Here is a 10,916-nt window from a genome sequence, read left to right as displayed (position 1 = left end):
GCAGGCGCCTCCGTCGCACCCGCGTGCCCAAGGCGCGCCACCTCGGAATGGTGCGCGCTGTCCGCAGTGGACCAGCGGGGCGGTTGGTCCGCGTCCGGTCGGGGTGGGCGCGTTGGGCCGCCAGGGTGAACACTGGCGGCCGATCCCGGCATTTCGCCCGTAGTGGCCCGCCGATCGTCGGGTGGTGACTTGACTACGCATTGGTCTAGTCCAATGCTGAGCGCACCCCGCTCGTCAGCTGGAGGACAGATGCAACGAAGCAGACTGGCCGCCGTCGGGCTCGCCGCCGCCGTGCTCGGGACAGCCGCGACCCTGGCCGCCACGGCCGACGCCCAGCCCGCGGCCGCCGCGGCCCTGAGCAACAACTGGTACGCCTCGGCGCCGTACCTCATGCCCGTGAGCAACAACCCGCCCGACCCGGTCACGGTGATGAACGCGACAGGGCAGAAGGCGTTCCAGCTGGCCTTCATCCTCGCCCCCGACAGCGGTGGCTGCAGCCCGACGTGGGACGGCAAGTCGGCCGTGTCGTCCGACACCGCGGTCGCCGGCGTCGTGAACCGCTTCCGGGGCAACGGTGGTGATGTCTCGGTGTCCGTCGGCGGCTACGGCGGCACGAAGCTGGGCCAGACGTGCGGCACCGTCGACGCGACAGCCGCCGCCTACCAGCAGGTGGTGACCAAGTACGGCCTCAAGGCCATAGACTTCGACCTCGAAGAACCCGAGTACGAGAACACCGCGGCGGTCGCCAACGAGCTCGGCGCCGCGAAGAAGCTGCAAGCCGACAACCCGGGCCTGTTCGTGTCCGTCACGATGCCCGGCACCTCCGCCGGCACCGGCTGGTTCGGCACGCAGCTGCTCGACCAGGCCAAGTCCATCGGCTTCACGCCCGACAACTTCTCGATCATGCCCTTCGACGGCGGCTTCAACGGCTCCTCGGCGCAGGTCTCCGCGCTCGAGAACTTCCACGGCCTGTTGGAAAGCCACCTCGGCTGGGACAGCGCCACCGCGTACTCGCACGAGGGCTTCTCCGGCATGAACGGCCGCTCCGACAACGCGGAGATCTTCACCCTCGCCGACTTCCAGACCGTCTACGACTACGCGACCGGCCACCACCTCGGCCGCTTCACGTACTGGGCCGTCAACCGCGACCGCCCCTGCACCACCACGACCGACAACGCGGTGTGCTCCAACGTGACCCAGAACGACTGGGACTTCACCAAGTTCACCACCCGCTTCGCCGGCGCGACGCCTCCCCAGACCGGCCCGCCGACGAGCCCGCCCACCAACCCGCCGGGCACCTGCACCGCGCCCGAGTGGCAAAAAGCATCGGTCTACGTCAGCGGCAACTCCGTCTCCCACAACGCCCACAAGTGGACCGCCAAGTGGTGGACCCAGGGCGAAGAACCGGGCACGACCGGCCCCGACGGGGTCTGGTCCGACAACGGCCCCTGCTGACCGCGTTCCCTCTGCCGCCGGGTGGTCCACGGTGAATCCACTGTGGACCATCCGGTGTTCCACGTTCGGTGGTGGGGTCAGGGGCGGATGCCGGGCAGGTGGGTGTTGGCGCGGCGGACCTCAGCGGCCAGCGCGGGCACCTCGACGACCTTGCGGCCCGCGGCGGCGAGGAGTTCGACGCCCTCGGCCTCGACGAAAAGGGAAGGCTCACGCCAGGCGATGACAACGCGCGGGATGGGCGTTTCGAGGATCAGCTGCGTGCAGCTCTTCGGGTGCGACGCGCGGGAGCTGCACGGCTCGAGTGAGCTGTACATCGTCGCGGTGGCCAGGCGCGGGTCGTCCGCGCGGAGCTTGGCCAGGGCGGCTTCCTCGGCGTGGTTGTGCGGCTCGCCCTCGCCGGAGTGGCCGGTGGCGAGCACCGTGCCGTCGGGCGCGGCGATGACGGCGCCGACGCGGAACGTCGAGCTGGGCGGGCATTCGTCCGCCAGCGCGATCGCCTGGCGCAGGCGCAGGACGTCGATCGGCGTGGGCTCGGCGGCCGCGCGGTAGTGGAGGACGGCGACGTCGCCGAGCTGGCGCAGTTCGGCCAGCTCCAGCGGCCGCGGGAACGCGCCGGGGCCGAGGAAGCGCGGCGCGCGCGGGTCGCCGACCACCAGGGGCGCGATGGCGAGGCGCAGCTCGTCGGCGAGGCCGGCTTCGAGGAACTGCGTGTGGACGGCGCCGCCGCCCTCGACGAGGAGCTGGCGGACGCCGCGTTCGCCGAGGTCGTCGAGGATGCGCTCGAGCCGGGGCGGGGTGCCGGCGTCGATGATCGTCGCGACGTCGCGCAGGCCGTCGACCGCGACCGGCGGCGCGTAGACGAGCTTCGGCGCTTCGCCGACTGTGAAGAAGCGCGAAGCCGGATCCAGCTTGCCGCTGCTCGTCACAGTCACCTTGATCGGCTGCTCCGGCCGCCCGGCGGCGACGCGCTCGCTGCGCAGGTCCGCCGAGCGCACGAGCAGCCGCGGGTTGTCCGCACGCACCGTGTTGGCGCCGACGAGGATCGCGTCGGCGTCGGCGCGCAGGCGGTCGACCTCGGCGAAATCGTCCTCATTGGACAGGATCAGCCGGGTGGTGCTCGCGTCGTCGAGATAGCCGTCCAGCGACTGGGCGGCGGACAACACAACGTGGGGACGGCTGCTCATGCGGGTTGGACCGCGTACTGGCGCACATACAGGTCGGTGTAGGTCACCGGCCCGCGCGGCCCCGGCACGCGGTCGAGGTTGATCCCGGTCTCGGGCACGGCGAGCAGCTTGAAGCCGTCGAGCAGCCGCGTCGGCGCGTTCCAGAAGACGCCCGTGCCGGTGTAGCCGTCGAAGAACGCGCCGGCCGCCGCCTCGTCCTCGGTGGCGATGCCCGCCGCGAGGCCCGAGGTCCGCTCGTTCGCGATCTCCACGGCCTCGTCGAGCCCGCTCACGCGCTCGACCGTGACGGTCGCCTCGCGGTCGGAGTCCAGCGCCCACTCGTAGCCGATGGCGTGCTCGTGCGGCGCCAGCGACGCCGTGACCCCGCGCTCGGCCAGCGCGGCGGTGATCGACGGCCACACTGCGTCGTGCACGTCGTCGTGGATGAGCAGCAGGTTGAGCCGGTTGCACACGCCGAGGCGGTCGAGGCTCGCGGACACGAGGTCGCGCACCTTGCCGGCGTCGGCCGCCGCGTCGACGTACAGCACGCCGCCACCATCTGCGTGCGCCAGCGTGCGCACGCCGTGCACGGCCGCCTCGGTGGCCAGCGCGCGCGTGCTGTCGCCGCTGCCGCGCAGGATCACCAGCGGCACGAGCCCCGGCAGGCGCACCAGCGCCGACGCGGCCTCCCGCTCCACGCGCGGCACCAGCTGCACCACATCCGGGTCGATCCCGGCCTCGGCCAGCGCCGGCGCGATCACCGTGTTGCGCAGCCGCTGGGCCGAGCCCAGTGCGGCCGATCCGGTGCGCAGCACCCCGGCGTTGCGCGACTTCACCAGCTGAGAGGCGACGTCGACGGTCACGTTCGGCCGCGCCTCGTAGTTCGCGCCGATGACACCCACGGGACGGCGCCGCTCGATCAGCCGCAGCCCACCGTCCAATGTGGACACCTCAACGGACCGCTCCTGATGCGGCGCGCCGGCCAGCAGCCGCAGCTGCTCGGCCATGCCGTCGAGGCGCTCGGGCGTGATGGTGAGCCGGTCGAGCAGGCCCGCGCTCATCCCGTCCGCGCGCGCCTTGGCGACGTCGGCCCGGTTGGCGTCGAGCACCTCCTCGCGGTGCGTCTGCAGGCGCTCGGCCATGCCCAGCAGCGCCGCGTCCACGGCCTCCTCGGTGGCCCTGGCCAGCGACGGCGCGGCCAGCTTCGCCGCTCGCGCGCACTCCTCGACGGCCTTCGCGACCTCGTCCATCGTCGTCTCCCTCCGCGCGTTCGGCAGAGGACCAGTTTGCCGCACCGCCCACATCGGAGGACGGCGGGCTCACCCCTCGGGACGCCCGTCACACACCCGCGGCCCATCCCCAGGGCGCTCAGGCGACAACCGGCTCCAGCAGCCACAGCGCACCGGCCAGCAGGCAGCTCACCGTGAGCACCACGAACACCAGCACCCACAGCACGGCGGGCACCGCGGTCAGCCGGCTGAGCTGGTCGGCGTCGGAATCGCGCGCCTGGCCACGGTGGCGCTTGACCTGCAGCTCCACCACCGGCCGGACACCCCCGAACAACAGGAACCACGTCAACAGGTACGCGAACGGCGCCTGCACCACCGGCGGCGCGACCAGCGCCACCAGCCCCAGCACGACCGCGCTCGCGACCACGGTGAACACGCCATACACGTTGCGCACCATGATCAGCACGCCCAGCAACAGCAACGCCACCAGCACCAGCACCGCCGTGATCAGGTCCTGCCCGACCAGGCCCGCGAACAGCAGCCCCAGCACCGACGGCGCGACATAGCCCGCCAGCGCCGTGAACGCCATGCCCGGCCCCTCCGGCTTCCCGCGCGACACGGTGACGCCCGAGGTGTCCGAGTGCAGCTTGATCGACCGCAACCGCCGCCCGACCAGCACCGCGGCCAGCGCGTGGCCCGCCTCGTGCACGATGGTCACCACGTTGCGCGCGAACCGCCACGGCGCGCCGCCCACCAACACCACCAGCAACGCCACGCCCCCGGTGACCAACGTGATCGCCGCCGGCGTGTTCGCCTGCGTGAGCGCCACCTCGACACTCCCGGGCGCGCCGACCGCACGCCCCCACCCACCAGCCACGGCTTGGCCGGCGACCACGGACGAGACGTCGAACACACGCGAAATCACGCGCACACCTCACCACAAGCGACATCTGGCCACTGTTAGTGCCCGTTGCTGGGTGAAGTGGTTGGGGTCGGTATGGCGGGGTCAGTTCATGGGATCTCCTTTCTTCGTCTTCAGTATCTGTTGCATGGGACGCGGCGCTGTTGGCCGCCGTTGACCACCTCCTTCACTTGGCCGCCACTGCACGGCGAGGACTGAACGGGCTTGCGGCTCCGGCTACGCCGCCCGCCGCGGCCGGCCCGGCCCGGCACCGGCCGCGACACGGCCTGGCCCACAGAGCACGCCGGCAGACGACCCCTACGCCAGCGGGGCTGCCTATCCTCCGGCGCAGGGCGCGCCGTTGGACCCCGCAACCGACTGAACGTGGCTGACTGCAATGAGCCAGGCCGCCACCAGGGGCCAGCTCGGCGACTACCTCCCTTCCGAGCGCATTCGCGGCGCCCTGGCAAGCCACCAGCGAGCACCGGTCCCCTTACGTCCGGGCCGAAAGCGAAAGCGATTGCGGCAAGACCAAGCCCAAACCCGGCTCCGGTGCGGAGCCAGGAAACGCCTGCACGCCGGGCCGCACAGCTGTAAAGGAACGGCCACACGAACCCCCCCGCAGATCGCCCTCCGCCGAGCAGCACGGCACCACCACCGCCAGGCGCCATTCCGTGGCCGAGCCGTGGCCGACCTCCGGGCAGATCGGCACAGCCGCCGAAGCCGCATTTCCGCGCGCGCCACGTCCGTCGGGCACGCACAGCCAGGCGTCACACCTCAGCCGAAAGCCTCGACATCCATTCGCTCGGCGTTGCAGCACCATCGCAGCCAGCCGTCGCTCAGCGCCCGAGCCGACAGCCACCTCGTCGCCAGACAGCAACCCCGCTGGAGCGGCACACTCCGCGAGGCCGCAGCCCACTGGGCACGCACAGCCAGGCGTCACCCCTCAATCGAAGCAGCCTCGACATCCAGCGGCACAGCGTCGCAGCACCAGCACGGCCAGGCCTCGGCCGACACCCGAGCCGCCAGTCACCTCCCCCGCCAAATGGCCCAGCCACAGCCGGATCGCCGCATCCACGCGTTCGACGTCGCGAGCCGCAGGCAGCCGGGCACGTGCGGCGTCGGATCGGGCCGGCGTCACTGTGCGGCCGCAGCCGTGACCACCTCCTCGGCCAGGGAAGCCGCGTCGGGGTCAAGTGAGACGGCGTCGAGGGTGGCGCGGAACAGCAAGGCGATCCAGCTGCGGTAGGGGCGCCAGTCGTCGGCCAGGGGGATAAGTTCGGAGGCGGGGGTGGTGGCGGGGAGGGAGTAGGCCTCGCGCATGGATTGGTGGAGGCGGCCGTCGGCGAGGGGGAAGAGGTCGGGGTGGCCGGCGCCGCGCAGGAGGATTTGTTCGGCGGTGAAGGCGCCGATGCCGGGGATGGTGCGGAGGTGCGCGAGGGCGTCGGGGATGGGGAGGGCACGGAGTGCCATCGGGTCGAGGCGGCCGTCGGCGGCGGCTTGGGCGATGGCCCGGAGGCGGGCGACGCGGAAGTCGGCGAGGCCGTCTTCCGACGCCAGTTCGGCGAGAACCGCGGGGGCGGGGAACGAGACCACTTGGTACTCGCCGACGTCGATGATGGCGCCGTGGCGTTCGGCGAGCAGGCGGCGCCGCCGCACGGCCGTGGTGAAGCGCATGCCTTGGGAGAGCGCCGACCAGCAGGCGGCTTCGTAGGGCGAGGAAAAGAGCACGGGGCGCAATCCCGGGTGCTCGGCACGCAAGCGGGCGGCGGCGGAGTCGCGCAGGTCGATGTCGGGCAGACCCGAGGCATCGACGTCGAGGGACAGCATGCGGCTCACCTGCCCCATCACGCGCGCGGCGAGCTCGACCGGTGCGCAGACCTCGACTTCCACCGTGCCGGGCGATCTCTGCCGGATGGCGGCGCCGGCGTGGGTCCACACTCCGTCCACGGGAAAAGCGAGGCGCAGCACGCCCGGCTCCGAGGCGGCGTCGGGCCGCGCGGCGGGGCCGAAGCCGGCCAGGTAACGGCTCGCGGCGGACAGGTCGAACGGTCCGCGCACGGCGATCTCGCCGGTCGGCACGTCGATGGGCAGCAGGATCGGTGCGGTCATCGGGATGTCCCTCCTCTACGGACTCCGCGGGTCGGAGAACCGTGGCAGCGACGTTAGGAAGGGGGGCCGACAATCCGGGGCCTCGAACGCGTGATCGGCGAGATCTTCACCCGATCGTGGAAGACGGAGCTTTGGCATACTGCCGGTAGACCTGAAGGGGGAGAAAACCGGTGGTCGAGCACCCGACAGCCCAGGACCGTCTCGCCGAGCTGCTCGACGCGCCGGCCAAGACCACGGGCGCCGGCTACCTCGACGTCCTCGGTGACGCACCGCAAGCCGGTCCCACCACGGGAATCACCCAGCGCGTGATGCGCACGACACTGCTCCCCCAGGTCTACGAACGCTTCTGGCGCCCCGCGTTCGGCCGGCTGTTCAAGGGCCCGTTCGGCCCCGGCATGGCCGGCGAAATCCGCCGCGCCACGGAACTCCTCGCACTCGAACCGGGTCGGATCGTGCTCGACGTCGCCTGCGGCACCGGCCGGTTCACCCGCACTTTCGGTGCGGCAACAGGAAACCACGGCCTGGCCATCGGCCTCGACGGCGCGCCCTCGATGCTCGCCCGAGCTGTCACCGAAACAACAGGAACCCACGAAGACGGAGTCGCCTACCTCCGCGCCGACGCCGTCGAACCACCCTTCCCACCCTCCACAGTGGACGCCATCTGCTGCTTCGCCGCCCTGCACATGTTCGCCGAGCCCGAACGCGCACTGGACTCGTTCGCGCGGATCCTGCGCCCCGGCGGTCGCGTCGTGCTGCTCACGAGTGCTCGCCGCGACTGGCAACCCGCGCGAGTCGTCGACACGGCGGGCGGGATCCTCAGCGGACAGCGGATGTTCGACCGCGGCGAGATCGCGGCCGCCTTGCGCGCCCGGGGTTTCCGCATCGTCGCCGAGCGGTTCGCGGGCGTCACCCAGATCGTCGCCGGCGAGCTGGCCGGGGCGAACTGATCCACTTTGTCGGTGCCCGGGGATAGCATCCCCGCATGACCGACGCCGCTCCCGTCCCACCCGACGACTCCCACCTGCGCGCCCTGATCGAAGCCACGGCCGAAGCCGTCGCGGCCGCCGAACCCCTCGGCTCCGACCACACCGGAGCCGAGTCCGGCGTGCGCGCGGCCGTGGAACGAGAAGTGCTGGCTCGTGCCGGCGAACTCGTTGCGCTGAGCCAAGACCTGCACGCCCACCCGGAAGAGGGCTTCACCGAGCACCGGTCCGTCGGCGCGCTGGCGGAGCTCCTGCGCGCCCACGGCCACGAGGTCACGGTCGGCCTCGGCGGCCTCGACACGGCGCTGCGCGCGAGCACGCCGGACAACGGCGGGCCGCACATCGCGGTGCTGTCGGAGTACGACGCGCTGCCCGGGCTCGGTCACGCGTGCGGGCACAACGTCATCTGCACCGCCGGCGCCGGCGGCTTCCTGGGTTCCGCGGCCGTCGCCGAGCAGGTCGGCGGGCGCGTGTCCCTCATCGGCACGCCCGCGGAAGAGGGCGGTGGCGGCAAGGAGACGCTCGCGCGCGCCGGGGTGTTCGACGACGTCGATGCCGTGATCATGCTCCACCCGTTCAGCCACGACATCGCGCTGCACCCGTTCCTCGGCCGGCGGCAGCTGGAGATGGTGTTCCACGGCGTCGGGGCCCACGCGTCGGCGCAGCCGTTCATGGGACGCAACGCGCTCGACGCCGCCGTAGCGGCCTACCAAGGCGTGTCGATGCTGCGGCAGCAACTGCCGTCCACCGACCGCGTGCACGGCGTCTTCACCGACGGCGGCGCCCGGCCCAACGTGATCCCCGAACGCGCAGCGCTGCTGTTCTACCTCCGCTCGGCCGACCCCGAGACGTTGCGCGACCTCGCGAAGCGGATGACCGCGATCGCCCACGGCGCCGCCGAGATGACGGGCTGCGGCGTGGAGCTGACGTGGGACTCGCAGCCGGCGTACCTGCCGATCCGCTTCAACACCACGCTCGCCGGCCGGTGGTCGGTGAACCAAGCGGACACGGGCCGCAAAGCGCTGCCGCCGGGCATCGTGCCGGAGTTCCTCACCGGGTCGACCGATCTCGGCAACCTCTCCTACCGGATGCCCGCGCTGCACCCGATGATCGCCGTCTCCGGGCCGACGGTTGCCTTGCACACCAAGGAATTCGCCGAAGCCGCCGGCTCGCCCTCCGGCGACAAGGCCGTGGTCGACGGCGCGCTCGGCCTCGCCCTCACGGCCGCCGACTACCTCGCTGACAAGGCGCTGCGCCAAGCCGTGCACGACGAGTTCGAAGCCTCCGGAGGTGCCCTCGACGTCCCGAAATTCTTCGACTGAAAGCCACCAGCCCAGGCTGAGGAAGGCCTGAGGATTCTCAGCTGATTATTCTCAGCAAAGCCGAAGGGATTTCCACAGGGTTCTCACAACCACGGCCGCGAACCTGGTGTCATGACCGAGAACGCGAGTCGGCCCGGCCCCGCCTCACCCGGTGGGCACCAGCCGCACCAGACCCACCCGATCGCTGCTCAGCAGAACGCCCAGCAACACACCCAGCCGCAGTACGGCCCGTACGCCCAGCACGGGCAGTACGGGCAGTACGGCCACCAGCACCAGGCCGCGCCGAACCCGCTCTTCACGCAGCAGCCGCAGGCCCAGCAGGCGACGCAGCCGAAGCGACGGGGCGGCAAGCTCGCCGCCGTCGTCGGCGCGACCGCGCTGGCCGCGGCGCTCGTCGGCGGGGGCGCCGGTGCGGCGATCGTCGGGCTGACCACCACGTCGGTGGCCTCGCCCGCGTCGTCCTCCGCGATCGCCGGGCAGACGGTCAGCAACACGACCTCCACCGGCGACGTCAGCACGGTCGCGGCGAAGGTCCTGCCGAGCGTCGTGCAGGTCAACGTCGACACCGGCCAGGGCGAAGCCATCGGCTCGGGCGTCATCCTGACCTCCGACGGCCGGGTCCTCACCAACGCCCACGTGGTCGACGGCGCGGTCGGCGACGTCACGATCACGACGGCCGACGGCAAGAAGTACCAGGCCAGCGTGGTCGGCGCCGACACCAAGGGCGACATCGCGGTGCTGCAGGCCAAGGACGCCAGCGGCCTCACCGCCGCCACCCTCGGCGACTCGAGCAAGCTCGTGGTCGGCCAGGAAGTGATCGCCATCGGCTCGCCGGGCGGGCTGCAGAACACCGTGACCACCGGCATCGTCAGCGCGCTGAACCGGCCGCTGTCCGACGTCGGCGGGGGCGAGCAGCAGCAGTCGCCGTTCAGCCGCACGTCGAGCCAGGCGGACAACGGCCCCAGCTACACCGCGATCCAGACCGACGCCTCGATCAACCAGGGCAACTCCGGCGGCGCGCTCGTCGACGCCCAGGGCCAGGTCATCGGCATCAACTCCGCCCTCTACAGCCCGTCGGCCTCGGCAGGAGGCTCCGCGGGCAGCGTCGGGATCGGCTTCGCGATCCCGGTCAACGACGCCAAGACGATCGTGAACCAGATCGTCAACGGCTGACCCGGTCGCGGACGGACCGCGGTCGGGGCGGCCCGTCCGACTTTCCTCGCTCGTAATCGGGGTGACGGGGAAATCACGGTGAAAGCCGCTCTCCCAGGGTTTCGGGGCCCTGAGAGAGCGGCTTTCACACTGCCGGGAGCTCGTAGGTCAGCGTGAACGTGTGGTTGCCGGCCTCGTCCTGTGTGATGGCGGCGGAGCCGGAAATGCCGGTCAGCTCTCCTGATCCGGAGCCCGCGAGGATCAGCAGCGACAGGCCTTCGTCACCCGCGGTGTGCCGCAGCACGAACGAACCCTTGCGCCCGTCGACGGACACCGACAGGCGTTCGAAGGCGACGTACGCGCGCGAAGTGGGATTCGACGCCGTCAGCATCTCGACGGTGCTGGCGCCCTCCACCGCACCCGTGAACGTCTTCGCGATGGCCACCCGCGCGAACTCGGTGCCACCGGTTTCGTCCTGGGCCTGCGGCTCCCACTTGTCCAGCTCGAACGTGGCGGTCGCGGTGCTGGTCATGACTCGTCCCTTTCGATCGGATGCCCTCAGCCTGCCCGCCATACCTGCCAACTCGTGTCAGGTATTT

Annotated in this window: 9 protein-coding genes; 4 read left to right on the top strand and 5 right to left on the bottom strand. The window is 71.5% G+C overall.

What is annotated here, in order from left to right:
* Window positions 1-249 precede the first annotated feature (249 nt).
* Window positions 250-1,455: a chitinase gene (locus QRX50_RS20310; protein ID WP_285973500.1), complete on the top strand. Its 1,206-nt coding sequence runs from the start codon at window positions 250-252 to the stop codon at window positions 1,453-1,455.
* Between the two features lie 77 nt (window positions 1,456-1,532).
* Here the strand turns inward: QRX50_RS20310 and QRX50_RS20305 are convergent, their stop codons facing one another.
* The 4 genes from QRX50_RS20305 to QRX50_RS20290 form a co-directional block, all read right to left on the bottom strand.
* Entirely contained in the window at window positions 1,533-2,639 is a 1,107-nt protein-coding gene (locus QRX50_RS20305) for a dihydrofolate reductase family protein (RefSeq protein ID WP_285973499.1), read from the bottom strand.
* Window positions 2,636-3,868 (bottom strand): aldehyde dehydrogenase family protein, encoded by a 1,233-nt coding sequence (locus tag QRX50_RS20300; RefSeq protein WP_285973498.1) that lies wholly within the window; start codon window positions 3,866-3,868, stop codon window positions 2,636-2,638. The genes QRX50_RS20305 and QRX50_RS20300 overlap by 4 nt, the downstream gene beginning before the upstream one ends.
* A 118-nt stretch (window positions 3,869-3,986) precedes the next feature.
* Window positions 3,987-4,676 carry a M50 family metallopeptidase gene (locus QRX50_RS20295; RefSeq protein ID WP_285974513.1) on the bottom strand — a complete coding sequence of 230 codons (690 nt, stop codon included), beginning with the start codon at window positions 4,674-4,676 and terminating at the stop codon, window positions 3,987-3,989.
* Between the two features lie 1,209 nt (window positions 4,677-5,885).
* Window positions 5,886-6,860, bottom strand: a complete 975-nt coding sequence (locus QRX50_RS20290) for a DNA-3-methyladenine glycosylase family protein (protein WP_285973497.1) — start codon at window positions 6,858-6,860, stop codon at window positions 5,886-5,888.
* A gap of 170 nt (window positions 6,861-7,030) precedes the next feature.
* On the opposite strand from QRX50_RS20290, the gene QRX50_RS20285 reads away from it, so the two are divergent.
* The 3 genes from QRX50_RS20285 (at window position 7,031) to QRX50_RS20275 (ending at window position 10,338) form a co-directional block, all read left to right on the top strand.
* Window positions 7,031-7,807, top strand: coding sequence for a class I SAM-dependent methyltransferase (locus QRX50_RS20285; protein WP_285973496.1), 777 nt, complete (start codon window positions 7,031-7,033; stop codon window positions 7,805-7,807).
* A gap of 35 nt (window positions 7,808-7,842) precedes the next feature.
* A complete protein-coding gene (locus QRX50_RS20280) occupies window positions 7,843-9,165 on the top strand; it encodes a M20 family metallopeptidase (RefSeq protein WP_285973495.1) in 1,323 nt (440 codons plus the stop codon).
* 111 nt (window positions 9,166-9,276) lie between these two features.
* On the top strand, window positions 9,277-10,338 hold the full coding sequence (locus QRX50_RS20275) for a S1C family serine protease (protein ID WP_285973494.1): 1,062 nt from the start codon (window positions 9,277-9,279) through the stop codon (window positions 10,336-10,338).
* Window positions 10,339-10,462: 124 nt separating this feature from the next.
* On the opposite strand, the gene QRX50_RS20270 is transcribed toward QRX50_RS20275, so the two are convergent.
* On the bottom strand, window positions 10,463-10,849 hold the full coding sequence (locus tag QRX50_RS20270) for a DUF3224 domain-containing protein (RefSeq protein WP_285973493.1): 387 nt from the start codon (window positions 10,847-10,849) through the stop codon (window positions 10,463-10,465).
* Between the last annotated feature and the right edge of the window lie 67 nt (window positions 10,850-10,916).

The organism is Amycolatopsis sp. 2-15 (genome assembly GCF_030285625.1).
Classification (GTDB): domain Bacteria; phylum Actinomycetota; class Actinomycetes; order Mycobacteriales; family Pseudonocardiaceae; genus Amycolatopsis; species Amycolatopsis carbonis.
The sequence above is the reverse complement of the archived record's forward strand: the minus strand, read 5'-3'. Positions and strand labels throughout refer to the sequence as shown.